Genomic DNA, 22902 nt, shown 5'->3' on the forward strand with positions numbered 1-22902 from the left:
TCTCGCCGGTCGCAACCTTGCCGGATTCGACCAGTTCGAACCCGCACAGTGGAGGGTTTCCCCCCGACCGCTAAAACGGCCCGACTTCCCCCGACATATGGCGCACCGGACGCATACCCCCACCGAGTCTGGGGAGGCATACGACCCCCGCCGAATGGGGGACGACAGATGGGGGAAGGAGCAGGATGACAGGATCACCGGGTCGTGAGCCGTGTCATTCCGGAGGCGCGGCCCGAGGCTCACGGGCTGCGCGGACCATCGGTCTCGCGGCGGTCACACTGAGCCTCGCGGTGACCGCCGCCTGCACCGATGCGTCTTCGGTGAGTACGGACGCGGCGGCTAAGGGCAAGGCCGGCCAGCAGGCGAAGCAGGCGCCCGCCATCGTGCTCTCGACGGCGGCCAACGCCGCGTCGGCTCCCGCCGACGTCGTCACCGTGACGACCGTGTCCGCGGTCCTGGACACGGTCACGCTGACCGACGCGCAGAACAATGCGGTGGCCGGAGCGTTCGACGCCGGCAAGCGCTCCTGGCACAGCACCGCTCCGCTCGATTACGGCAGCCAGTACAAGCTCACCGCCACCGGTGTCGGTCCGCACAAGCGGCGCCTGACGCAGAGCAGCACGTTCACCACGGTGAACCCGGGCAAGCTGGCCACACCGACTCTGAAGGCCAACAGGTTCATGGACCTGAGCGGGCAGCAGACGTACGGGGTGGGTCAGCCGGTCATCGTCGACTTCAGCGAGCCGGTTACCGACAAGGCGGCGGCCGAGAAGGCACTCCAGGTCGTCACGGAGCCCCACGTCGACGGCGCCTGGCACTGGTTCAACGACCAGGAGGTGCACTGGCGGCCGCCGGAGTACTGGAAGCCGGGCACCAAAGTGACCGTCAGCACCAACGTCCACGGCAAGAACCTCGGCGGTGGCGTGTACGGGGACAAGGACACCTCCTACGCGTTCACCATCGGACAGTCCAAGATCGCCATCGCTGACGACAAGACGTACCAGATCCAGGTGTTCATCGACGGCAAGCTGGTCAAGGAAGTTCCGACCGCGATGGGCCTGCACGAGCAGATCGGCGACATCGACCTGCGTACCCGCAGCGGCCCGCACGTCGTGCTCGGCACCGAGCGGGAGACCCGCATGACCTCGGCGAGCTTCGGGCTGACCGGAGCGATGGGCTACGACGCGATGGTGGAGTGGACCACCCACATCTCCTACGAGGGTGAGTACATCCACGCCGCGCCGTGGAGCGAGGCCCAGCAGGGCAACAGCGACGCCTCGCACGGCTGCCTCAACGTCAACACCGACAACGCGATCTGGTTCGTGCAGAACTTCGGTCCCGGCGACGTCGTGGACGTGCGCAACACGGGGCTTCCGCTCCAGCCCACCGACGGCCTGCTGGACTGGACCTTCAGCTGGCCGGACTGGGTCAAGGGCAGCGCGGCCCAGCACTAGGGGGTCCCGCGGGCGGACAGGCAACGAGATCGATGAACAGCCGCGCGCCGTCAGGTCGCGCGGCTGTCCATATCGCTTCGCCTATTTGGATGGAAGTTCGACCCAAACGATTGTTAGGCCAAAAAGTTACGGGTTGCAGGATGATCGGGTGGCAATCGAGGCATCCCGGTCCGTCGAGCATCCGAAGTGGTGGTCCCAGTTCCTCCTCGGCGGGGCGTGCGCCCTGCTCGGGTACTACGTGCTCCTGACCTTCGGCGCGTCGTCACTGGTCCAGGACCTGGTATCCATGCTGTTCCCGGTCGCGGCGACCGCCGCCATCGTCGTGGGCGTCCGGATGCACCGACCGGCCGGTCGGACCCCCTGGTACCTGCTGGCCGCCGGGCAGGGCATGAACCTCGTCGGCGACCTCATCGGCACCATCTACCGCAACGTGTTCCATACCGACCCGTACCCGAGTATCGGGGACGTCGCGTACCTGGTCGCGTACCCGCTCCAAATGATGTCGTTGGTGATGTTCGTCCGGCGGCGTACGCCCGACTCGAACTCTCCGGCGCTCGTCGACGCCAGCATGCTGGCGCTGCCCCTGGGGCTGGTGTGGTGGCTGTACGTGATTCGCCCGATGACCCAGGGTGACGGCAGCGTTGCTGAGCGGGCGGTTTCGGTGGCCTATCCGATCATGGACATTCTCCTGCTCGCCGTCGCGCTGCGGCTGGCTGTCGGGGTGGGAGCGCGGACCAGGGCCTTCTGGTTGCTGGTCGGCAACCTCGTCACGGTGCTGCTGGGCGACATGGTCTACGGCATGCTGACGGCCCGGAACCTCTACGACCGCTACGCGTCCTGGGTGGACTGGACGTTCCTGGTGGCGTACGTGCTGGTCGGGGCCGCCGCGCTGCACCCGTCGATGTCGTCGCTGGACCGGCGGGCCGCCGTGGTGGTACGGGGCGCCAGCCGCTCCCGGCTCGTGGTGCTCACCCTGGCCGGCCTGTTTCCGCTACTGCTGCTCGTGGTCCGCTACGTCGTGGGTGGCGGGTCCGGCCTCGGGATACCCGAGGTCTCCCTCGTGACCGGCGCGCTCTTCGTGCTCATGGTCGTCCGGATGAGTCGTCTCGGCGACGTCCGCGAGCGGCTGGCGATCCACGACGGCCTGACCGGCGCGTACAGCCGGCAGTTCCTGGACGAGACGTTCCGCACAGAGTTCATGCGGGCCCGCAACGCCCGCAACGACCTGGCCTTCCTGCTCGTCGACGTGGACAACTTCCTGCTCGTCAACGAGATGTACGGCAACGTGGCCGGCGACATCCTGCTCGCCGAGGTGGCGGCCCGGCTGCACCGCGTACTGCGCCCCGGCGACGTGATGGCCCGGGAGAGCGCGGACCGGTTCATGGTGCTCATGCCGGCGATCGACGGCCGGGAGGCGCTGCTGGTCGCCGAGCGGTTGCGGTCGGTGATCAGCGACGACCGGGTCGAGGTCGGTGAGGGTGGGTCGGTACGGGTGACCGTCTCCGTCGGCGTGGCCATGCTCTCGCGTGACGGCGACACGCCCCAGGCGCTGATGCGCTCCGCCGACCAGGCGCTCTACGTGGCGAAGCGGGCCGGCCGCAACCGCACGTACACCACGTACGGGCCGGTGAACATCCACGCCTTCTCGTGAACATCCACGCCTTCTCGTGATCGTCCCGGCGCCGGCGGTGCACGTCTCACCAGGTGACGGGCAGCGCCTCGAGGCTGCGCACGACCATGCCGGGCTTGAACCGCAGCGCGGATTCGGGCACCGCCAGGCGCAGGTCGGGTAGCCGGCGCAGCAGGCCCCGCAGCGCCTCCTGCAGTTCCATCCGGGCCAGCTGGGCGCCCAGGCAGTGGTGCACGCCCGCGCCGAAGCCGAGGTGTGGGTTGTCGGCACGCGACAGGTCGAGCCGGTTCGGGTCGGCGAACGCGGACGGGTCGCGGTTGGCGGCCGCGAGGACGGGCAGCACCGCCGAGCCGGCCGGCAGCCGTACGCCGCCCAGCTCCACCTCCTCGGTGGTGATGCGGGGAAGGCTCGCGCCGCCGTCCCCGAGCTGGACGTACCGCATCAGCTCCTCGACCGCCCGCGGGATCGCGTCGGGGTCGGCGCGGAGCTGGTCCCACTCCACGCGATCCCGCAGCAGGGTGAGCAGGAACATGTTGATCTGATTGGCGGTCGTCTCGTGGCCGGCGATCAGCAGGCCCAGGCACAGGTTGACCAGCTCACGTTCGGAGAGCCGGTCCTCGTCGTCCCGGGCCGCGATGAGCGCGGTCATCAGGTCGTCGCCCGGCTCGGCGCGCTTGGCGGTGATCAGGTCCTCGATGTAGCGCGACAGGGCGTCGAACGCGTCCTGCATCACCACCGGGTCCTGCTGCCAGTCGCCCATCAGCGTGTCCGACCAGGAGTGGAACCGGTGCCGATCGTCGGCCGGCACGCCGAGCAGTTCGCAGATGACCTGCACCGGCAGCGGCAGCGAGAAGTGCTCGACCAGGTCGACCGGGTGTGGCAGGGCCTGCATCCGGTCGAGCAGCGCGGCCACGATCCCGGCCGCGCGGGGGCGTAGCTCCTCGACGCGCCGGACGGTGAACGCGCTCGCCACCAGCCTGCGCAGCCGGGTGTGGGCGGGCGGATCCATGCCGATGATCGAGTCGTCGGCGATCATGAGGCCGACCCGCGGCGCATCGGGGCCGCCCGCGGCGGAGCGGCTGAAACGGGGGTCGCGGAGCACCCGACGGACGTCGGCGTGCCGCGTGACCAGCCACGCGGAAGCGCCGTCGGGCAGCGTCACCGGCGCGACCGGCTGGCTGTCGAGTAGGCGCAGGTACTCCGGCGCCGGGTCGTACAGCGACGGCGGCGAGGGGAAGGGATACGGGATCGGCTCGTGCGGTAGGGCTGCTTCGTTTGGCAGGGCCATGGGGCACCTCCGAACACCGGCGGAAACCCGACGGTACCGGCGCGTCCGCGGCGCGGTCGACGGTCACGCCGCCCGCCTGCGCAATCGGGCAGCGCCGTGGCGGATGTCAGTCGCGACGTACCCTCTTGTCATTGTGACTACCAGTGAACGCTTGCCGCACATCCGCACCTTCCACCCCCGCCGCGGTCGGATGGGTGACCGGCACCGCGACGCGCTGGACCGGCTCCTGCCGGTGTACGGGGTGCCCGTCACTCGGCAGCCCCTCGACCTCGACGCCCTCTTCGGGCGCCGCCTGCCGGTCGTACTGGAGATCGGGTCGGGGATGGGTGAGGCGACCGCCGACATGGCGGCCGCCGACCCGGAGCGTGGGTACCTCGCCGTCGACGTACACACCCCCGGCGTCGCCAACCTGCTCGCCCTCGTCGAGGAGCGCGGGCTCACCAACGTCCGGATCGCCCTCGGTGATGCCCTGGAGGTCGTGGACCACCAGCTTGCGCCGCGGACCGTCGACGCCATCCACGTCTTCTTCCCCGACCCGTGGCCGAAGGCGCGCCACCACAAGCGGCGGCTGATCCAGCCGCGGCACGTCGCGCTGCTGCGTTCGCGGCTGGTACCGGGCGGCACGCTGCACTGCGCGACCGACTCGGCCGACTACGCGGCGGCGATGCTGGAGACGCTGAGCGGTGATCCGGAGCTGGGGAACGCCTACGACGACTATGCGCCCCGACCGGGGTACCGGCCGCTGACGAAGTTCGAGCAGCGCGGGGTGGACGCCGGTCGGGACGTCTTCGACCTGATCTTCACCCGCCGCTGAAAGATCCGCAAGATCCGCAAGATCCGCGCAAGGCGTCACATATTGCTGCTATCCGAGCCGTGGAGGCAACAATGTGTGCAACATTGCGCGCGCGGTGATTGCGCGCGCGGTGATTGCGCGCGTCGTGATTGCGCGCGTCGTGCCGGTCGCGGGATGCCGCCAGGTGTCCAAGATCGCGGATTTGGGCGTCGTCGTGGCACGATTGATCGGCCATGACGCTCACTGACCGGCTGCCCCGTAGCGCCGACCCCGACTCCGTGTTCGAAGCCTTCGCCGGCTGGGCCGCCGACCAGGGCCTCGCCCTGTACCCCCACCAGGAAGAGGCGCTCATCGAGATCGTCTCCGGCGCCAACGTCATCCTGGGCACGCCGACCGGGTCGGGCAAGAGCCTCGTCGCCGCCGGCGCGCACTTCGCCGCCCTGGCCGACGACCGCACCACCTTCTACACCGCGCCGATCAAGGCGCTGGTGTCGGAGAAGTTCTTCGCCCTGTGCGACATGTTCGGCCCGTCCAACGTCGGCATGCTGACCGGCGACGCCAGCGTCAACGAGGACGCGCCGATCATCTGCTGCACGGCGGAGATCCTGGCCAACATCGCGCTGCGGGACGGCGCCGAGGCCGACGTCGGCCAGGTGATCATGGACGAGTTCCACTTCTACGCCGACCCGGACCGCGGCTGGGCGTGGCAGGTGCCTCTGATCGAGCTGCCCCAGGCCCAGTTCATTCTGATGTCGGCGACGCTCGGCGACGTCGGCTTCTTCGAAAAGGATCTCACCCGGCGCACTGGCCGGCCCACCGCCGTGGTCACGGGCGCCGAGCGCCCGGTGCCGCTGATGTTCTCGTACGCGACCACCCCGCTGCACGAGACCCTCGAGGAACTGCTCTCCACCCACCAGGCCCCGGTCTATGTGGTGCACTTCACCCAGGCGGCGGCGCTGGAGCGGGCGCAGGCCCTGACGAGCGTCAACGTCTGTACCCGGGCCGAGAAGGACGCCATCGCCGACGCGATCGGCAACTTCCGCTTCACCGCCGGCTTCGGCAAGGTCCTGTCCCGGCTGGTACGCCACGGCATCGGCGTCCACCACGCCGGCATGCTCCCCAAGTACCGCCGGCTGGTGGAGACCCTCGCCCAGGCCGGGCTGCTGAAGGTCATCTGCGGCACGGACACCCTCGGGGTCGGGATCAACGTGCCGATCCGCACCGTCCTGTTCACCGGACTGTCCAAGTTCGACGGTACGAAGACGCGGCTGTTGCAGGCGCGCGAGTTCCACCAGATCGCCGGCCGCGCCGGCCGGGCCGGATACGACACCATGGGCTACGTGGTCGTGCAGGCGCCCGAGCACGTCATCGAAAACGAGAAGGCCCTCGCGAAGGCCGGCGACGACCCGAAGAAGCGGCGCAAGGTCGTGAAGAAGAAGCCGCCGGAGGGCTCGATCGGCTGGGGCAAGCCGACCTTCGAGCGCCTCGTCACGGCCGAGCCCGAGCCGTTGAAGTCCAGCTTCGCGGTCAGCCACGCCATGCTGCTCAACGTCGTCGGCCGGGCCAACGTCAACGGTGGCGGCGACGCCTTTAGCGCGATGCGCCACCTGCTCGAGGACAACCACGAGGAGCGCCCGGCCCAGCGCCGCCACATCCGGCGGGCGATCGCGATCTACCGCGCGCTGCTCGCCGCCGGTGTGGTGGAATCGGTCGACGGGAAGGTGCGGCTGACCGACGACCTCCAGTTCAACTTCGCGCTCAACCAGCCGCTGTCGCCGTTCGCGCTGGCCGCCATCGAACTGCTCGACCGTGAGTCCCCGACGTACGCCCTCGATGTCCTGTCCGTCGTCGAGTCCACCCTGGACGACCCGCGCCAGGTGCTGTCGGCACAGCAGTTCAAGGCGCGCGGCGAAGCGGTCGCGGCCATGAAGGCCGAGGGCATCGAGTACGAGGCGCGGGTCGAGCTGCTCGAAGACGTCACCTACCCCAAGCCGCTCGCCGAACTGCTCGACGCGGCGTACGACATGTACCGGCGGGGCCATCCCTGGGTCGCCGACCACGAGCTGGCGCCCAAGTCGGTCGCGCGCGACATGTACGAGCGGGCGATGACCTTCGCCGAGTACGTCAGCTTCTACGGGCTGTCCCGATCCGAGGGCCTCGTCCTGCGCTACCTCGCCGACGCGTACAAGGCGCTGCGGCAGACCGTGCCCGACGACGCCAAGACCGAGGAGCTCGTCGACCTCGAGGAGTGGCTCGGCGAGCTGGTGCGGCAGGTCGACTCCAGCCTGATCGACGAGTGGGAGCGGCTGCGCAACCCGACCGACGACCCGGCCGCCGTCGTCGCGGCCCTCGAGCCACCGGCGGTGACCCGCAACCTCAGGGCTTTCCGGGTACTGGTCCGCAACGCGCTGTTCCGCCGGGTCGAGCTGGCCGCGCTGCGCCGCTACGACGAGCTCGGCGAGCTCGACGGCGAGGACGGCTGGGACGCCGCGGCGTGGGAGGCCGCGCTGGAGCCGTACTTCGACGAGTACGACGACATCGGCACCGGGCCCGAGGCCCGTGGCCCGGCGCTGCTCGTGATCGACCAGCAGCGCGACCGCTGGGTCGTACGCCAGATCTTCGACGACCCCGCCGAAGACCACGACTGGGGGATCGGCGCCGAGGTCGACCTGGCGGCGTCGGACGAGGCCGGCGCGGCGGTGGTACGGGTGACGCACGTCGGGCCGGTCTAAGGCGCGGGATAGGCTCGCACGTAGATCACAGCCGGCTCTCGGGGGAGGAGCCATGCCTGATCGACTGGACGGCACGGCGGCGCTGATCACCGGCGCCTCGAGCGGCATCGGCGAGGCGGCGGCGCGGGCGCTGGCCGAGCAGGGCGCCGCGGTCGCACTCGTGGCGCGCCGGGCCGAACGGCTGGAGACGCTCGCCACCGAGCTGCGCGACCGCGGCGGGTCGGCCCTCACGATCGCCGCCGACGTCGCCGACGAACAGCAGGCCCGCGACGCGGTGGAGCTCACGGTGGCCGAGCTGGGGCGACTGGACACGCTGGTCAACAACGCGGGGGTGATGCTGCTCGGGCCGGCGGTGCACGCGCCGATCGACGAGTGGCGGCGAATGGTCGACGTCAACCTGCTCGGCCTGCTCTACTGCGCCCACGCCGCGCTGCCGCACCTGCTCCGGGCGGCCGACGGCGACCCGCGACGGGTCGCCGACCTGGTCAACATCAGCTCGGTGGCCGGCCGGCGCGCGACCCGGGGCAGCGGGGTCTACAACGCGACCAAGCATGCGGTCGGTGCGTTCAGCGAGGCGCTCCGCCAGGAGGTGACCGCCCGGCACGTACGGGTGTCGCTCGTCGAGCCGGGCGCGGTCGAGACCGAACTGCTCTCCCACAACCGGCCGGAGATCCTGGCCGAGCTCGACCAGCGGTTCACGGGGCTGGAGCGGCTGCGGTCGGCCGACATCGCCGACGCCGTCAGCTACATAGTCACCCGCCCCCGGCACGTCGCGGTCAACGAGGTCCTCATCCGCCCCACCGAGCAGGAGGCGTGACCGATCTCAGGGAATTTCCTGATGGCGGCGGTTGCGCGGGCGCGTCACGCTGGAGTCGGTGCGTCGGGCCGCCGACGCGAAGTGGAGGATCCATGAACACGGCGCGCTTGCTGGCCTGGCTCGTCCTGCCGCTGGTCGGGCTGGTGCTGCTCGGCACGCTGGCCGTCTGGCTGTTCAAGGCGCTGCTCGGCCTGGCGTTCTACCTCGTGGTGGGCGCGCTGGTCGCGGGCGGCGCGGTCTACCTCTACCGGCGGGCGAAGCGGGCAGTCGGGCCGGGCACGCGTAACCGGCGGCGGATCGAGGCGGCCGCGCAGACCTACCGGACGCGCGACCGCTGAGGCTCGTCTAGCAGTTCGTACACCCGGTCCAGCGCGGTGTCCCAGGGGCGGACCGGGACGACCGGGTGCCCGTGCCGCTGCGCCTGCGCCGCCAGCCAGTCGCCGTAGCGCGCGCTCGCCTCCGCCCGGTCCCGCTGTACGCCCGCGTGCGGTTCTCGCTGCCCGTAGTTGCGCACCAGTTGCTCCACGTCGGGTTCGTGGACGAATACGGCCCGGACGCCGGCCGGCAGCGGACAGGGGAGCAGATAGTCGCCTTCGACGATGACCGGCGTTCCCGTCTGTACGTGGTTGTCGATCACCGCCTCGATCGCCGGCCAGAGCGCCCGCGCGATGGCGATCTGAAGCTCGACCACACGTTCGGGGGGAAACGTTGCCGCCTCCGGGTGGGTACGCCAGTAGTGCAGGAGTGGCTGCTGATCCGGCGTGGTGATCGCTTGAAGCGCCTCGACGAGGTCGTCGACCTCGACGATCGGCGTGCCGTACCGGCGGGCCAGCGGGTAGCTGAGCGACGTCTTGCCGGTGCCGGAGGCGCCGCCGAGCAGCAGTACCTGCCAGTCCATCGCCGCCCCTCTCCAAGATCCTCAAGAGTCTACGTGGTCACGGCGCCGTGAAGTCTGCACGATCACAGGCGACAGGCTTGGTGAAGATACCCCCTAGGGGTATGGTGTAGCTGATTAACGGACCCTTCCTGGACGAGGAGCGCGCCATGGCGACCACCGCGACGTACACCGTTTCCGGCATGACCTGTGGCCACTGCGTCAACGCGGTGACGTCGGAGATCAGCCAGCTCGACGGGGTCACCGATGTCAACGTCGACCTGTCCACCGGCGCCGTCACCGTGACCAGTGACGCGCCGCTCGACGACGCCGCCGTGGCGGCAGCGGTCGACGAGGCCGGGTACGAGGTCGTGAAGTGACCCTGCCCGCTCCGGCCAGGCTCGCGGCGTACGTCCTCGGCCTGGTGGTCCTGTTCGCCGCCGCCGCCGGGCTCGGCAAGGTGGTCTCACCGGCGGCCGCGGCTCCCCGCTCGGCGCACGCGACGGCCGCCGGGCACGGTCACACGGCTGGCGGGCACGGTGACATGGCCGCCGGACACGGCGACATGGCCGGCGGGCACGGCGACATGGCCGGCGGGCACGGCGACATGGCCGGCGCCGCGCTGCCCGGGGGCTTGCAGAACAGTCAGGACGGCTACCGGCTCAAGCCGGTCACGACCAGCCTCACGGCCGGTGCCGTCACCGACCTCGCCTTCCAGATCATCGGGCCGGACGGCGCGCCGGTCACCCGGTACACCCCGACGCACACGCGGGACCTGCACCTGATCGTGGTGCGCCGGGACCTCGCCGGGTTCCAGCACCTGCACCCGACGCTGGCGGGCGACGGCACCTGGCGGGTACCGCTCACGGTGCCGGCAGCGGGCCAGTACCGGATCTTCACCGACTTCCAGCCGGCCGGGCGGGTGGCGGCGCTGACCCTGGGGGCCGACCTGCCGGCCGCCGGCGACTACCGGCCGACGCCGCTGCCGGCGCCGGCCCGCACCACCGCCGTCGACGGCTACACCGTCGAGCTGTCCGGTGACCTGACCGCCGGCAGCGCCAGCAGGGTGACCCTGCGCGTCAGCCGGGACGGCAGGCCGGTCACCGACCTCCAGCCGTACCTCGGCGCGTACGGCCACCTGGTCGCGCTCCGCGACGGTGACCTGGCCTACCTGCACGTACACCCCGACGGCGAGCCCGGCGACGGGCGTACCGCGGCCGGACCGGAGATCACCTTCCACGCGGAGGTACCCAGCGGCGGCGCGTACCGGCTGTACCTGGACTTTCAGCACGCCGGCCGGGTACACACCGCCGAGTTCACCGCGGTTGCGAGGGATGCGTCATGACCCAGATCGAGCTGTCGATCGGCGGCATGACGTGCGCCTCCTGCGCGGCCCGCATCGAGAAGAAGCTCAACCGCATGGACGGCGTCCAGGCCACGGTCAACTACGCCACCGAGAAGGCGAAGATCGTGTACGCGGACGGCGTGACCCCGCAGGACCTGATCGCGACCGTGGAGAAGACCGGGTACACCGCCGAGCTTCCGCCACCGTCCGCGCCGGCTGAAGCCGCTCCCGCCGCAGCCGCTCCTGCCGACGAGCTGACGTCGCTGCGTACCCGGTTGTGGGTCTCGCTCGTCCTGACCGTCCCGGTGGTCGCGCTGTCGATGGTCCCGGCGTGGCAGTTCACGAACTGGCAGTGGCTCGCACTGGCGCTGGCCGGTCCGGTGGTGGTCTACGGCGGCGCGCCGTTCCACCGTGCGGCCGCGATCAACCTGCGCCACGGCGCGGCGACCATGGACACCCTCATCTCGCTGGGCACCCTGGCGGCGTTCGGCTGGTCGCTGTGGGCGCTGTTCTTCGGTACCGCGGGGATGCCCGGCATGCGGCACGAGTTCACGCTCAGCATCGCCCGTACCGACGGCGCCGGAAACCTGTACCTGGAGACCGCGGCCGGGGTCACCCTCTTCCTGCTCGCCGGGCGGTACTTCGAGAGCCGGTCCAAGCGCCGCGCCGGTGCGGCGCTGCGCGCCCTGCTCGAACTCGGCGCCAGGGACGTCGCGGTCCTGCGGGGCGGCGGTGAGGTCCGGATCCCGGTCGAGCAGTTGGCGGTCGGGGACCGGTTCGTGGTCCGCCCCGGCGAGAAGATCGCCACCGATGGGGTCGTCGAGGAGGGCAGCTCAGCCGTTGACGCGTCGATGCTCACCGGCGAGTCGGTGCCCGTCGAGGTCGGGCCGGGGGACGCCGTCGTCGGCGCCACGCTCAACGCCGGGGGTCGGCTGGTCGTACGCGCTACCCGGGTCGGCGCGGACACCCAGCTGGCGCAGATGGCCCGGCTCGTCGAGGACGCCCAGAACGGCAAGGCGGCCGTTCAGCGCCTGGCCGACCGCGTCTCGGCGGTCTTCGTGCCCATCGTGATCGCGTTGGCGGTCGGTACCCTCGGCTTCTGGCTCGGGGCCGGCGCGGGGCCCACGGCGGCGTTCACCGCGGCCGTGGCTGTACTGATCATCGCCTGTCCGTGCGCGCTCGGCCTGGCCACGCCGACCGCGCTGCTGGTCGGCACCGGTCGCGGCGCGCAGCTCGGGATCCTCGTGAAAGGCCCCGAGGTGCTGGAATCCACGCGTCGTGTCGACACCGTCCTGCTCGACAAGACCGGCACCGTGACCACCGGGCGGATGTCTGTCGAGGTCGTCGGGGACGATGCCGACGAGCTGCTCCGGGTGGCAGGCGCACTCGAAGCCGCGTCCGAGCACCCGATCGCGAAGGCGGTCGCCCGGGCGGCCGCCGACCGGGTCGGTACGCTGCCGCCGGTCGACGGGTTCGCCAACGCGGAAGGTCTGGGAGTGACCGGTACGGTCGACGGCCGCGACGCGGTCGCCGGACGGCTGCGGCTGCTGGAACGGCACGGTCTGACCGCGCCGGAGCCGGTGACCCGCGCGGTGGCCGACATCGAGGCGGCCGGCCGCACCGCGGTCGTCGTCGGCTGGGACGGCCGCGCGCGGGGCGTGCTCGCCGTGGCGGACACGGTCAAGCCGACCAGCCGGGAAGCGATCCGGCGGCTACGTGAGCTGGGCCTGTACCCGGTGCTGCTGACCGGTGACAACGCCGTGGTGGCGGACGCGGTCGCGGCCGAGGTCGGTATCGAGCAGACCATCGCTGAGGTGCTACCCGCCGACAAGGTCGACGTGGTGAAGAAGTTGCAGGCCGAGGGGCGGGTCGTGGCCATGGTCGGGGACGGGGTCAACGACGCGGCGGCGCTGGCCCAGGCGGACCTCGGGCTGGCCATGGGCACCGGTACGGACGTCGCGATCGAGGCGTCGGACCTGACCCTGGTACGTGGCGACCTGCGCGCCGCGGTCGACGCGATCCGGCTGTCCCGGCGGACCTTGCGCACCATCCACGGCAACCTGTTCTGGGCGTTCGCGTACAACGTCGCTGCCCTGCCGCTCGCGGCCGCAGGTCTGCTCAACCCGATGATCGCTGGTGCCGCGATGGCGTTCTCGTCGGTGTTCGTCGTCTCCAACAGCCTGCGCCTGCGTCGGTTCGCTCCTGAATCTTGGGGAGCTTGACATCGCATACGGTGTCGTACGCCCCAAGATCTAAGGCCTCAGCCGCGCTTCATCAACCTGCCGATGGCCGCCATTATCTCGTCAGCCATCTCCTGGCTGCGGCCCTCCTCGGCACCAGTGATCATGCAGTGGCGGGCGTGGCCGTCCAGCAGGCCCAGCGCCACCTTGTCGAGCGCGGCCTGGATGGCGCTGATCTGGGTCAGTACGTCGATGCAGTAGCGGTCCTCTTCGACCATTCGCTCGATGCCGCGGACCTGACCTTCGATCCGGCGTAGCCGGCTCAGCAACTGGTCCTTGGTGGCGGTGTATCCGCGGGTCGGTGCTGTCACGGGTTCATCGTACCGGAACCCCCAGGGGGTATAAGGGCGTCGACGTCGGGTCGGATGACGCTTCCCGGTGCCACCGGCCGAGCCCGCCCGCCGGGCACGCCCCGCCGGCCGCCCGTACCTGATGAGCCGCCCGGGCCCGGCCTCAGGCCGATCACCTCACGTGGTCGGCCTGAGGCGGGGCCCGGGTCGGTCGCGTGGCCGCCGTCGGCCTACGGTGGCAGGCTACAAAACAAAGGGTCCGTAACCGAGGCCGCCAACCTTGCCTCGGGCAACGGCTCGCACCACGGGCTCAACCGCAGGTCACGGACTCCTCGGCGGGTCACCAGCCGGCGGGCGGCCAGCCGATAGGGGGCGCGATGCGCGCGATTCTCGTCGAACAGTTCGGCGGCCCCGACGTTCTGCGGCTGCGGGACGTACCGCTGCCGCAGCCACAGCCGGGCGAAGTGCTGGTGAGAGTCAACTCCGCGGGGGTCGGGCCGTGGGACGCGGCACAGCGGCAAGGTCGTTTCGGTACTGAACTGCCCTACATTCCAGGGTTCGAATGCGCCGGCACGGTCGTCGGGAAATCCGGGGACGACGCCGGATTCCACGACGGCGAGCCGGTGTACGGGTACATCGGCATGGGTGGGGCGTACGCCGATTACGTGGCCTGCCGCCCGGATCGGCTGGCGCCCGTACCCATGGCGCTGGCGCTGTGGGAGGCCGGGGCGCTGCCGGTGGACCTGCTGACCGCCGACGCCGGAATACACGACGTGCTCGCCGTCCAGCGCGGGCAGACCGTGCTCGTCACCGCAGCGGCAGGCGGGCTGGGGCACCTGGCGGCACAGCTCGCCATTCATGTCGGGGCCCACGTCATCGCCACCGCAGGCCGGGATCACCACAACTTCGTGCACAAGCTCGGGGTCACCGACGTGATCGACCACTACGAGGCCGACTGGCCGCAACGCGTGCGCGAGATCGCACCCGACGGCGTCGATGCCGCGCTGTCGACCGTCTCGGCGACCACCACCGACGCGGTTGCCGCGACCCGGGACGGTGGCGCGGTCGCGACCCCGGCTCCCGGTGGCGAGATACCACCCGGTCGGCGAGTCCAACTGCTGCGGTACCAGGGCCCGATGGACGGCCGGCGGCTGGCACGGCTCGCGCCGATCCTTGACGAGGGTACGGTCGCTCTCATCATCTCGGCCCGCTTCGACCTCGAAGATGCGCCTGCCGCCCACACCGAGGTCGAACGCGGACACACGCGCGGCAAGATCGTACTGAGCGTCAACGACGATTGACGCCGTCTCAGCGGCGGCTCGCGCGCCGATCGGTTCATCCCGGTGCCGCCGACGTGTCGTATCTCTGCCGTCGCAAGCGATCTCCGATTCGCGCCCTGGACCGCCGCCGAAAGCCTCGATGCGGCTTTTGAACCCTGCGTCCACGCGCTCCGTACTACGAGCCGGATAGGAGATGGGCGGGAGTCTCTGTCATCGATCGGAGGGAGCGGTAGATGAGGTCTACCAGGACCGGCGGTGCCCCGCGACGCGGGATGCTCGGGGCGGCGATTGCGATCAGTCTGGGAATCGCCGCGCTTGGCACCGGGCTGAGCTTCGCCTCGGACAGGCAGACCGGAGTCCCAGCCGCCGCGAGCAGTGCAAACGCCCAACAACCATGTAACCAGCAGCAGGGCAACGCTGCGATGAACGGCGCGAACAACAACAAGCAATACAACGGCGCCGGTGGTAACGGCAACGGCGCGACGGGCTACGGCCAGGGCAACAATGCGACGCAGTACAACGGTGCTGGTGTTGTCGACCCGTCTGCCAGCGCGAGCCCGTCGAATGATGCTAACGGTGGCCAGGTCTGCAACCCGTGCAACAACGGTGCCATGGGTAACGGCGCCAACAACAACGGTACGGGCTACAACAACGGCATGCAGGCCAACAACAACGGCATGGCGAACAACGGCCACAACAACGGCATGGCCAACAACAACGGCATGGCGAACAACGGCCACAACAACGGCATGGCCAACAACAACGGCATGGCGAACAACGGCCACAACAACGGCATGGCCAACAACGGCAACAACGCGATGCAGCACAACGGCGCCGGTGTTGTCGACCCGTCTGCCAGCGCGAGCCCGTCGAATGATGCTAACGGTGGCCAGGTCTGCAACCCGTGCAACAACGGTGCCATGGGTAACGGCGCCAACAACGGCATGGCGAACAACGGCGCCAACAACGGTATGGCCAACAACGGCCACAACAACAACGGCATGGCCAACAACGGTCACAACAACAACAACGGCATGGCCAACAACAACGGCATGCAGGTGTGCAACCCGTGCAACAACGGTGCCATGGGTAACGGCGCCAACAACGGCATGGCGAACAACGGCCACAACAATGGCATGGCCAACAACGGCATGCAGGCCAACAACGATCACAACAACAACGGCATGCAGGCCAACAACGGTCACAACAACAACGGCATGGCCAACAACGGCATGCAGGCCAACAATGGCCACAACAACAATGGCATGGCCAACAACAACGGCATGCAGGTGTGCAACCCGTGCAACAACGGTGCCATGGGTAACGGCGCCAACAACGGCATGGCGAACAACGGTCACAACAACAATGGCATGGCCAACAACGGCATGCAGGCCAACAATGGCCACAACAAAAACGGCATGGCGAACAACGGCCACAACAACGGCATGGCTAATAACGGCATGCAGGCCAACAACGGTCACAACAACAACGGCATGGGAAACGCGGGCAACGGTCAGAACTGCCAGGTTTCGGCTTCCCCCAGCGGCCGGTAACGCGTTCCTCTTCTAAGTCCGCGGATCCCCGCGTGGAGCTGCCCCCTCCACGCGGGGATCCGCATGTCTACCGTGGAGGTCTGGATCCTCGTCTGTTACCGGGAACGGTTTCCGTTTCCGTGGCTGACACCGATGTGGTTGACGGCGGTGGTAGTCGCGGGTGCCCAGCCGATGCGGGCTTGAGTGAGGGAGGCACGGTCGAAGACCGTGTCCGTGCGGCTGTCGACCCCTGCGCTCGCCGACAGGCTCAGCGCCAGGATGGTGGCCATTCCGAGCACGGGCAGCAGGCGCCGCCGGGGCGGTGCTCCCATCAGCGCCCGTACCCGGTCGGGGACGTTGCCGCCGGTGGCGGTCATCGCCTGCGCCGGCTGCGTGGGGGTGACCAGGAGCGCTGCCCGGGCGATGGTACGAGCCGTCAGTACCCGGTCTCCCACCTGGCGCGCCGCATCCTCGTCGGCCCATCGCTCGACGGCGTGCCGGACGGCCTGTGCGCTGGATCGCAGCAGCGGGTTGGTCGCTGCCGCGAGGTCGGTCGCGAGCACCCACCACGCGTGATGGTGGTCGACGTGGGCCTGTTCGTGTGCCAGCAGGACTCGGCGCTCATCGGCTGACAGCGCCCGCAGCAGCCCCGTCGTCACCACGATCCGTCCCGACGGCGGGGGAATGGCGAACGCGTCCGGCTGGTCGCTGTCGACGACGACGAGGTTGGCGTCGGTGGCCGGCAGGTGCCGGCAGTATCGGCGAACCACGACGATCGCTCGCACGCGTTGCCAGCCGGTCAGAGTCAGCCGTGCGAGCGCAGCGCCGACCAGCGCCGTGCAGACGACGGCTGCGGCGACCGGGACGGGGTTACCCGACCTCAGCTTCGGCGCCGACCAGGGTCCCAGCTCCGCTATCTCGGGTAGCTGTGCGATCCATGGAGCGGCGAGCAGGGCGATCACGGCAATGCTCGATGCGGCGATGATGAGCGACCCGGTCGCGAGCGCTGCGGTGGCGGCGGCGGGTGGCAGCCGCCGGGCCAGCCGGGGCGCGATCACTGCGAACCCGATCCACGCGACCACGGCGAGGAGCGTTGTCGCGGCCGTCACCGCAGGCTCCGCCGTACGTGTCCATCCCGTGGCGTGTGCATGCCTCAGCGTATCCGGCCAGCTCGGAGCTTCACCCGTACCCGCTGCTCACGGCGGGGATGGGCGAGCGCGGAACGGCTCAGCTTCTAGGATGTGCCGGTGACTGACAGTCCCGCCGAAACCGAGCGCGGCGCCGCCGTCGGAGCTGGTGCACCCTTCGCCGACGGCCGCCGGGTACGCGCGGGTGTGCCGTGGTCGGTGCTGGGCGTGATCTCGGCTGGCGGGGCGATCGGGGCGGTGGCCCGCTATAGCCTGGGCCGCGCCGTCCCGGTCGGCTCCACCGGTTTCCCGTGGGCGACCTTCATCGTCAACGTTTCCGGCTGCGTGCTCATCGGTGTGTTGATGGTGCTGGTCAGCGAGGTGTGGCCGGGTCGGCGGCTGCTCCGCCCGTTCCTCGGGGTCGGTGTGCTGGGCGGGTACACCACGTTCTCGACCTACATCGTCGACATCCAACGTCTGACGGCTGCCGGTGCCGTCGCTACCGCCCTGGCGTACCTGGCGGGCACCCTGGTCGCCGCCCTCCTGGCGGTGTACGGCGGGGTGACGATCACGCGTACGGCGGTGGATCACGTCCGGCGTTCCCGTACCCGCGCCAGGGAGGTCCGATGAAGCTGGAAGGTTCGGCGCTCCGCCTGACCATATTCGTCGGCGAGGACGACCAGTGGCACCACAAGCCGGTGTACACCGAGATCGTGCACCGGGCCCACCGGGCCGGCCTGGCGGGCGCCAGCGTCATCCGCGGCATCGAGGGCTACGGAGCGTCCTCGCGGATCCACACCAACCGGCTGCTCTCGCTGTCCGAGGACCTGCCGGTCGCGATCATCATCGTGGACGCCGAAGAGCGGGTCCGCGCGTTCCTGCCCGAGCTTGATGAGCTGGTCACGGAAGGTCTGGTCATCATCGACCCCGTCGAGGTGATCCGCTACGTGGGCCGAGCAGCGGCTGACCGGAGCGCGGGGTGACACCGCTCCTCGTCGCGCTCGTCGCGCTCGGCGCGGCGGTGGGCGCGCCGCTGCGCTACCTGGTCGACCGTGCGGTCTCCAGCCGCCACGACTCCCTGTTTCCGTGGGGAACCTTCGCGGTCAACGTCGCCGGCTCGTTCCTGCTGGGTCTGCTCACCGCCGCGACGCTGCACACCTCGGCACCGGTCGTGGCGCTCCTGGGCACCGGCCTGTGCGGGGCGCTGACGACGTACTCGACGTTCGGGTACGAGACGATCAGGCTCCTGCAGGAGCGGGCGCGGCTGCTCGCGGTGCTCAACGTCGCGGCGAGCATCGTGGCCGGGCTCGTGGCGGCAGCGGCCGGTGCCGCGCTCGCCCGGGTGCTGGCCGGCTGACGGCCGCCCGTCAGGTGATACAGAACTCGTTGCCCTCCGGGTCGGCGACCGTGATCCAGACGTAGGGCCCTTGCCGCCCCCGGTGCAGGAACGTCGCGCCGCGAGCGGTGAGGCGCTCGAGTTCGGCGTCGAGCTTGTCCGCGCCGACCCGCACGTCCAGGTGGACCCGGTTCTTGACCGTCTTGGCCTCGGGGACAAGTTGGAACAGCACCCGCCGGCCGGGCCCTTCGCCGGGCCCGGCCGGGTAACGGATCGCCGCGCCTACTTTCCAGACCAGCGCCCCGTTGTGGACGACGGTGTCGTCCTCGGTGGCGTGGCCCTCGGCGATCACCCGGCGGATGAACGCCTCGTCGGTGGGCTCCACCAGCCAGCCCAGGGCCTCGGCCCACCAGTCGGCGAGGGCATGCGGGTCGGCCGCGTCGATCGTGACCTGGAAGTCGTATGCCATGCCCGGATGGTAGCGGCGCCCACCGACAGAACCTGGCTACTTCAGCGCGGCAACGATCTCGCTCGCGGCCCGGTAGCCGGACTCCACCGCGCCGTTGAGGTAGCCCTGGAAGTCGACGGAGGTGTGCTCACCCGCGAAGTGGCAGCTTCCCACGGCCTCCCGTTCCGAGCCGCAGATCGAGGTGTACCCGCCGACCCGCCAGTACGAGTACGCGCCCTTCGTCCACGGGTAGTTGGCCCAGCAGTCGAGCGACACCCGGCCGTTCCACAGTCCGGTGATGCCGGGCAACACCGGCTCGAACTGGCCGAGGAAGCGGTTGGCGTACTGCGACGGCGTGAGGGAGCTGAAGTCGCGGGCGATGGTGCCGCCGGTGTAGTTGACGAGCACCCCGCTCGTACCCGACTGCGCCCGGCTGACCTCCCAGGTGTTCTGGTAGCCGGTGTCGGCGTACGTCTCCCCGTTGCACCCGATGTCGTACCAGGATCGCCGGGCGAACTGCAGTTGGAGCTTGGTGTTGCTGCCCATCGCCGACTGGGTGATCGCCTTCGTCTTCTGGCCCGGGAAGTTGGCCTTCGACAGGTCGACCTGCCGCAGCAGCGAGAACGGCAGCGCGAGCACGACGTGGTCGGCCACCACGGTCGTCGACCTGCCGCCACCGGACGGCGCGACCGTCACCGACCACGTGCCGTCACCCCGGTCGGCCAGCGCGGTCAGGGCCGTGCCGAGCTGGATCTGTCCCGGCAGCTTCGCGGCGAGCGCCGTCGCGACCCGGTCGTTGCCGCCGTCCACGTGGTACTTCTCGTTGGACTTGCCGAACATGCGGAAGTTGCCCGGCCCCTGGTAGCCGAGCAGGTACAGCAGGTTGAGCGAGGACTGGTCGGTCGTCTCGGCGCCGTACTCGATGTTGTAGGCGACGTCGAGCAGCCGCCCGAGCCGGCTGGAGAAGCCGCCCGGCACGTACGCGTTGATCCAGTCACGCACCGACATGTGGTCGAGCTCCCACCCACGCCGGGTCCAGCTGTTGTACAGCGTCGGGTAGCTCGCCGCCGACACATCGTTGTGCAGTTGCTGCCAGATGCCCTGCAGATCGGTCTTGGCCTGGGCGTTGTCGTACTTGCCGCCGTCGAACCAGTACAGCTCGTCGGTGCCGGCCGGCTCGGTGTTCTTCAGGTTGCTGACGGTGAGCCCCAGCTCCTGGGTGAGCTGCAGCAGATCGGTGTGGTTCTGGTCGATGAGCTCGCCGCCGTGCTCGGCGATCTGCCCGTCGCCGAATACCCCGCGCACCGTCCAGCAACGACCTCCGACCTGGTCGGCGGCCTCGTAGACCGTCGCCGCGTAGCCGCTCTTCTTCAGCTGGTAGGCGGTGGACAGTCCGGCGAGGCCGGCGCCGATGACCACGATGCGCGGACTGCCGGCGGCCAGGGCGCGGGTCGGACGGGCCAGGTTGTACGTCGCGGCGGCCGCCAGTCCAGCGGCGCCGGCGAGCAGCACGCCACGACGGTTGACGGTGCCGTACGTACGGCCACCGTTGACGTCGCCGGGCTGCGCTGCGCCGGTCTCCACGGAATGCTCCTGTGCGACCTGCGCGGCGAGCCGTTGCAGGGCGGCGAACAACGGGGTACGTGACATTCGGCGGTACCTCTCACTCGGGACATGCTGTGCCCGGATCGGACCGGATCCGACGACGCTATGTCCGGGAGTGTGACCTGAGCCACCGACGTATGGGCAGGTGCGACAACCGAAAAGGGTGGATCTGCTCGGGAATTCCGAGACGACCAGTAGCGGTGCAATCACCGTACGTTAAAAGTGTGGCGTAGCCCGGCCGGCCGTAGCCGTACCGGCCGGGCTCACCTCGGTCGCTTCCCCACGACCGGCGCGGGTCACCCCCATTCGCCGCGCACCGTCCATCGTACACATGTGCGATTCGCCGTCGTCCTTCGGGGGCTGGGATGGCGTCGTGTAAACAATCTTTGACATCGTGTCCGAAGTGCTTTACCTTGGCTATGTCAAGTTTGCTTTACATGGGGGTTGGCATGTCGTTCGACGAGAAGCGCGCGTGGATCCAGGCGGTGGTCGCCGTCGGCGGATACGGCACCTATCTGGCGATCATCCTCGGCCGGGCGGGGGGAGCCCCGCTGGCCGAGGTGCACTACGTCGGCACCCTGCTGTGGACGGTCGGCGGGTCCATCGTGGCGGGGATCGTGCTGCACATCCTGTCCGGCATGGTGTTACCGGGCGGCACCCGCAAGGATCAGCGCGATCGGGAGATCAACCAGTTCGGTGAGCACATCGGACAGTCGTTCGTCGTGGTCGGGGCGGTCGCCGCGCTGCTCATGAGCCTGGCCGAGCTGAGGTATTTCTGGATCGCGAACACGATCTACCTCGCGTTCGTGCTGTCCGCCGTCCTCGGCTCCGTCGCCAAGATCGCTGCCTACCGTCGGGGCTTCCAGTGATGGCGAAACCGACCCGGGTCACCAACAACATCCGGTCGCTGCGCTTCGCCCGTGGCGAGATGACCCAGGCTGAGCTGGCCGAGCGTATCGGCGTGACCAGGCAGACCGTCATCGCCATCGAACAGGGACGGTATTCGCCGTCCCTGGAGGTGGCGTTCCAGATCGCCCGGGCCTTCGGGGTCCCGCTCGACGACGTCTTCCAGTACGCCGGCAACGAGGAGGAAACACCGTGAAGGCGATCGTGCAGGACCGGTACGGATCGACGGATGTCCTCCGCTTCGAGGACGCGCCCGTTCCCGCCGCCGGGGACGGGGAGGTGCTGATCCGGGTCCACGCGGCCGGTGTCGACCAGGGCGTGTGGCATCTGATGACCGGACTGCCCTACCTCGGGCGCGCCGCCTTCGGCCTGCGCCGGCCCCGGATGCGGATCCGCGGGATGGACCTCGCCGGGCGGGTCGAGGCGGTGGGCCCGGGCGTGACCCGCTTCCGGCCCGGCGACGAGGTGTTCGGCAGCTACGCGGGGGCCTACGCCGAGTATGCGTGCGGTCCGCAGGACCGGTTCGCGCCGAAGCCCGCCCGCCTGACTTTCGAACAGGCGGCCGCCGTGCCGATCTCGGCGGTCACGGCACTGCAGGGCCTGCGCGACCTCGGCCGGGTCCGGCCCGGGCAGACGGTCCTGGTGCTCGGTGCGGCCGGTGGAGTGGGCACCTTCGCCGTGCAGCTCGCCAAGTACCTGGGCGCGCAGGTCACCGCCGTGTGCAGCGGCGGGAAGGCGGAGCTGGTGCGGTCGCTCGGCGCGGATGCCGTCATCGACTACACCCGGGAGGACATCACCGACGGCGGCCGGTGTTACGACGTCATCCTGGACATCGCCGGCAACCGCCCGCTCCGGCAGCTCCGTCGCGTTCTCGCGCCGCGCGGCACTCTCGTCATCGCCGGTGGGGAGGGTGGTGGACGGTGGCTCGGCGGCGTCGACCGGCAGCTGCGCGCCCAGGTGCTGTCGGCGTTCACCGGCCAGCGTCTGCGTGGACTGATGTCCCGCCAGCGCCCCGACGACCTGTTGCTGCTGCGGGACCTGCTCGAGTCGGGTGACGTCACGCCGGTCATCGACCGGACGTACCCGCTGAGCGAGGTGCCCGAGGCGATCCGCTATCTGCGCAGCGGCCAGGCCCGGGGCAAGGTCGTGATCACCGCTTAAAACGATCTTGGACACTTGGCGGTGCCATAGGCCCGCCAAGTGTT

General features: G+C 69.8%; 24 protein-coding genes. 18 read left to right on the forward strand and 6 right to left on the reverse strand.

What is annotated here, in order from left to right; genetic code table 11:
- Positions 1 to 320 precede the first annotated feature (320 nt).
- A complete protein-coding gene (locus tag HC031_RS01845) occupies positions 321 to 1454 on the forward strand; it encodes an Ig-like domain-containing protein (RefSeq protein ID WP_167923346.1) in 1134 nt (377 codons plus the stop codon).
- A 148-nt stretch (positions 1455 to 1602) separates the two neighbouring features.
- A complete protein-coding gene (locus HC031_RS34210) occupies positions 1603 to 3105 on the forward strand; it encodes a diguanylate cyclase (protein ID WP_167923347.1) in 1503 nt (500 codons plus the stop codon).
- A gap of 46 nt (positions 3106 to 3151) precedes the next feature.
- Here the strand turns inward: HC031_RS34210 and HC031_RS01855 are convergent, their stop codons facing one another.
- A complete protein-coding gene (locus HC031_RS01855) occupies positions 3152 to 4372 on the reverse strand; it encodes a cytochrome P450 (protein ID WP_167923348.1) in 1221 nt (406 codons plus the stop codon).
- Positions 4373 to 4475: 103 nt separating this feature from the next.
- On the opposite strand from HC031_RS01855, the gene trmB reads away from it, so the two are divergent.
- The 5 genes from trmB to HC031_RS01880 all read left to right on the forward strand — a co-directional run bounded on the left by trmB (position 4476) and on the right by HC031_RS01880 (position 9052).
- The gene (gene trmB / locus HC031_RS01860) at positions 4476 to 5186 is read left to right on the forward strand and encodes a tRNA (guanosine(46)-N7)-methyltransferase TrmB (protein WP_167923349.1); all 711 of its coding nucleotides are present in this window, start codon (positions 4476 to 4478) and stop codon (positions 5184 to 5186) included.
- A gap of 73 nt (positions 5187 to 5259) precedes the next feature.
- Positions 5260 to 5412 (forward strand): hypothetical protein, encoded by a 153-nt coding sequence (locus tag HC031_RS01865; RefSeq protein ID WP_167923350.1) that lies wholly within the window; start codon positions 5260 to 5262, stop codon positions 5410 to 5412.
- Positions 5399 to 7897 (forward strand): DEAD/DEAH box helicase, encoded by a 2499-nt coding sequence (locus tag HC031_RS01870; RefSeq protein WP_167923351.1) that lies wholly within the window; start codon positions 5399 to 5401, stop codon positions 7895 to 7897. The genes HC031_RS01865 and HC031_RS01870 overlap by 14 nt, the downstream gene beginning before the upstream one ends.
- A 52-nt stretch (positions 7898 to 7949) precedes the next feature.
- A complete protein-coding gene (locus HC031_RS01875) occupies positions 7950 to 8714 on the forward strand; it encodes an SDR family NAD(P)-dependent oxidoreductase (RefSeq protein WP_167923352.1) in 765 nt (254 codons plus the stop codon).
- 92 nt (positions 8715 to 8806) lie between these two features.
- The gene (locus HC031_RS01880; RefSeq protein ID WP_167923353.1) at positions 8807 to 9052 is read left to right on the forward strand and encodes a DUF5326 family protein; all 246 of its coding nucleotides are present in this window, start codon (positions 8807 to 8809) and stop codon (positions 9050 to 9052) included.
- On the opposite strand, the gene HC031_RS01885 is transcribed toward HC031_RS01880, so the two are convergent.
- Entirely contained in the window at positions 9031 to 9612 is a 582-nt protein-coding gene (locus tag HC031_RS01885; protein ID WP_167923354.1) for a hypothetical protein, read from the reverse strand. The two genes, HC031_RS01880 and HC031_RS01885, sit on opposite strands and share 22 nt — an antisense overlap.
- A gap of 146 nt (positions 9613 to 9758) precedes the next feature.
- On the opposite strand from HC031_RS01885, the gene HC031_RS01890 reads away from it, so the two are divergent.
- The 3 genes from HC031_RS01890 to HC031_RS01900 are packed head-to-tail and all read left to right on the forward strand — an operon-like array spanning position 9759 to position 13155.
- The gene (locus HC031_RS01890) at positions 9759 to 9968 is read left to right on the forward strand and encodes a heavy-metal-associated domain-containing protein (RefSeq protein WP_167923355.1); all 210 of its coding nucleotides are present in this window, start codon (positions 9759 to 9761) and stop codon (positions 9966 to 9968) included.
- A complete protein-coding gene (locus HC031_RS01895; RefSeq protein ID WP_167923031.1) occupies positions 9965 to 10933 on the forward strand; it encodes a hypothetical protein in 969 nt (322 codons plus the stop codon). The genes HC031_RS01890 and HC031_RS01895 overlap by 4 nt, the downstream gene beginning before the upstream one ends.
- Positions 10930 to 13155: a heavy metal translocating P-type ATPase gene (locus tag HC031_RS01900; RefSeq protein WP_167923356.1), complete on the forward strand. Its 2226-nt coding sequence runs from the start codon at positions 10930 to 10932 to the stop codon at positions 13153 to 13155. Before HC031_RS01895 ends, HC031_RS01900 begins: the two co-directional genes overlap by 4 nt.
- A 38-nt stretch (positions 13156 to 13193) precedes the next feature.
- Here HC031_RS01900 and HC031_RS01905 read toward each other — a convergent pair whose 3' ends face one another.
- Entirely contained in the window at positions 13194 to 13484 is a 291-nt protein-coding gene (locus tag HC031_RS01905; RefSeq protein WP_167923357.1) for a metal-sensing transcriptional repressor, read from the reverse strand.
- 356 nt (positions 13485 to 13840) lie between these two features.
- Here HC031_RS01905 and HC031_RS01910 point away from each other — a divergent pair, with 356 nt between their 5' ends.
- Together HC031_RS01910 and HC031_RS01915 are read left to right on the forward strand one after the other, a co-directional pair.
- The gene (locus HC031_RS01910; RefSeq protein ID WP_167923358.1) at positions 13841 to 14764 is read left to right on the forward strand and encodes an NADP-dependent oxidoreductase; all 924 of its coding nucleotides are present in this window, start codon (positions 13841 to 13843) and stop codon (positions 14762 to 14764) included.
- A 212-nt stretch (positions 14765 to 14976) separates the two neighbouring features.
- Entirely contained in the window at positions 14977 to 16296 is a 1320-nt protein-coding gene (locus tag HC031_RS01915) for a hypothetical protein (RefSeq protein ID WP_167923359.1), read from the forward strand.
- A 95-nt stretch (positions 16297 to 16391) separates the two neighbouring features.
- On the opposite strand, the gene HC031_RS34215 is transcribed toward HC031_RS01915, so the two are convergent.
- The gene (locus tag HC031_RS34215) at positions 16392 to 17384 is read right to left on the reverse strand and encodes a M48 family metalloprotease (RefSeq protein WP_167923360.1); all 993 of its coding nucleotides are present in this window, start codon (positions 17382 to 17384) and stop codon (positions 16392 to 16394) included.
- A gap of 138 nt (positions 17385 to 17522) precedes the next feature.
- Here HC031_RS34215 and HC031_RS01925 point away from each other — a divergent pair, with 138 nt between their 5' ends.
- The 3 genes from HC031_RS01925 to crcB are packed head-to-tail and all read left to right on the forward strand — an operon-like array spanning position 17523 to position 18759.
- Positions 17523 to 18032: a CrcB family protein gene (locus tag HC031_RS01925; RefSeq protein ID WP_167923361.1), complete on the forward strand. Its 510-nt coding sequence runs from the start codon at positions 17523 to 17525 to the stop codon at positions 18030 to 18032.
- Positions 18029 to 18385: a DUF190 domain-containing protein gene (locus tag HC031_RS01930; protein WP_167923362.1), complete on the forward strand. Its 357-nt coding sequence runs from the start codon at positions 18029 to 18031 to the stop codon at positions 18383 to 18385. The genes HC031_RS01925 and HC031_RS01930 overlap by 4 nt, the downstream gene beginning before the upstream one ends.
- Entirely contained in the window at positions 18382 to 18759 is a 378-nt protein-coding gene (gene crcB, locus HC031_RS01935; RefSeq protein ID WP_167923363.1) for a fluoride efflux transporter CrcB, read from the forward strand. Before HC031_RS01930 ends, crcB begins: the two co-directional genes overlap by 4 nt.
- A gap of 10 nt (positions 18760 to 18769) precedes the next feature.
- Here crcB and HC031_RS01940 read toward each other — a convergent pair whose 3' ends face one another.
- Both HC031_RS01940 and HC031_RS01945 read right to left on the reverse strand, forming a co-directional pair.
- On the reverse strand, positions 18770 to 19207 hold the full coding sequence (locus tag HC031_RS01940) for a VOC family protein (protein ID WP_167923364.1): 438 nt from the start codon (positions 19205 to 19207) through the stop codon (positions 18770 to 18772).
- A gap of 36 nt (positions 19208 to 19243) precedes the next feature.
- Complete coding sequence (locus HC031_RS01945; protein ID WP_167923365.1) at positions 19244 to 20836, reverse strand: flavin monoamine oxidase family protein; 1593 nt, start codon at positions 20834 to 20836, stop codon at positions 19244 to 19246.
- 404 nt (positions 20837 to 21240) lie between these two features.
- Between HC031_RS01945 and HC031_RS01950 the strand changes: the two genes are divergently transcribed.
- Genes HC031_RS01950 through HC031_RS01960 form a run of 3 tightly spaced genes read left to right on the forward strand, consistent with a single transcriptional unit; the run spans position 21241 to position 22858 of the window.
- A complete protein-coding gene (locus HC031_RS01950; protein ID WP_167923366.1) occupies positions 21241 to 21660 on the forward strand; it encodes a hypothetical protein in 420 nt (139 codons plus the stop codon).
- Positions 21660 to 21893, forward strand: a complete 234-nt coding sequence (locus HC031_RS01955) for a helix-turn-helix transcriptional regulator (protein ID WP_167923367.1) — start codon at positions 21660 to 21662, stop codon at positions 21891 to 21893. Before HC031_RS01950 ends, HC031_RS01955 begins: the two co-directional genes overlap by 1 nt.
- Positions 21890 to 22858, forward strand: a complete 969-nt coding sequence (locus HC031_RS01960; RefSeq protein ID WP_167923368.1) for a zinc-binding dehydrogenase — start codon at positions 21890 to 21892, stop codon at positions 22856 to 22858. Before HC031_RS01955 ends, HC031_RS01960 begins: the two co-directional genes overlap by 4 nt.
- The last annotated feature ends 44 nt before the right edge of the window (positions 22859 to 22902 follow it).

It is taken from the genome of Planosporangium thailandense, from assembly GCF_011947195.1.
GTDB lineage: Bacteria > Actinomycetota > Actinomycetes > Mycobacteriales > Micromonosporaceae > Planosporangium > Planosporangium thailandense.

Coding starts and splice junctions, on each gene's coding strand:
- HC031_RS01855 (WP_167923348.1), bottom strand. CDS start 4,372: ATGGCCCTGCCAAACGAAGCAGCCCTACCGCACGAGCCGATCCCGTAT.
- trmB (WP_167923349.1), top strand. CDS start 4,476: ATGTCAGTCGCGACGTACCCTCTTGTCATTGTGACTACCAGTGAACGC.
- HC031_RS01870 (WP_167923351.1), top strand. CDS start 5,399: ATGACGCTCACTGACCGGCTGCCCCGTAGCGCCGACCCCGACTCCGTG.
- HC031_RS01875 (WP_167923352.1), top strand. CDS start 7,950: ATGCCTGATCGACTGGACGGCACGGCGGCGCTGATCACCGGCGCCTCG.
- HC031_RS01880 (WP_167923353.1), top strand. CDS start 8,807: ATGAACACGGCGCGCTTGCTGGCCTGGCTCGTCCTGCCGCTGGTCGGG.
- HC031_RS01885 (WP_167923354.1), bottom strand. CDS start 9,612: ATGGACTGGCAGGTACTGCTGCTCGGCGGCGCCTCCGGCACCGGCAAG.
- HC031_RS01890 (WP_167923355.1), top strand. CDS start 9,759: ATGGCGACCACCGCGACGTACACCGTTTCCGGCATGACCTGTGGCCAC.
- HC031_RS01900 (WP_167923356.1), top strand. CDS start 10,930: ATGACCCAGATCGAGCTGTCGATCGGCGGCATGACGTGCGCCTCCTGC.
- HC031_RS01910 (WP_167923358.1), top strand. CDS start 13,841: ATGCGCGCGATTCTCGTCGAACAGTTCGGCGGCCCCGACGTTCTGCGG.
- HC031_RS01915 (WP_167923359.1), top strand. CDS start 14,977: ATGAGGTCTACCAGGACCGGCGGTGCCCCGCGACGCGGGATGCTCGGG.
- HC031_RS01930 (WP_167923362.1), top strand. CDS start 18,029: ATGAAGCTGGAAGGTTCGGCGCTCCGCCTGACCATATTCGTCGGCGAG.
- HC031_RS01940 (WP_167923364.1), bottom strand. CDS start 19,207: ATGGCATACGACTTCCAGGTCACGATCGACGCGGCCGACCCGCATGCC.
- HC031_RS01945 (WP_167923365.1), bottom strand. CDS start 20,836: ATGTCACGTACCCCGTTGTTCGCCGCCCTGCAACGGCTCGCCGCGCAG.
- HC031_RS01950 (WP_167923366.1), top strand. CDS start 21,241: ATGTCGTTCGACGAGAAGCGCGCGTGGATCCAGGCGGTGGTCGCCGTC.
- HC031_RS01955 (WP_167923367.1), top strand. CDS start 21,660: ATGGCGAAACCGACCCGGGTCACCAACAACATCCGGTCGCTGCGCTTC.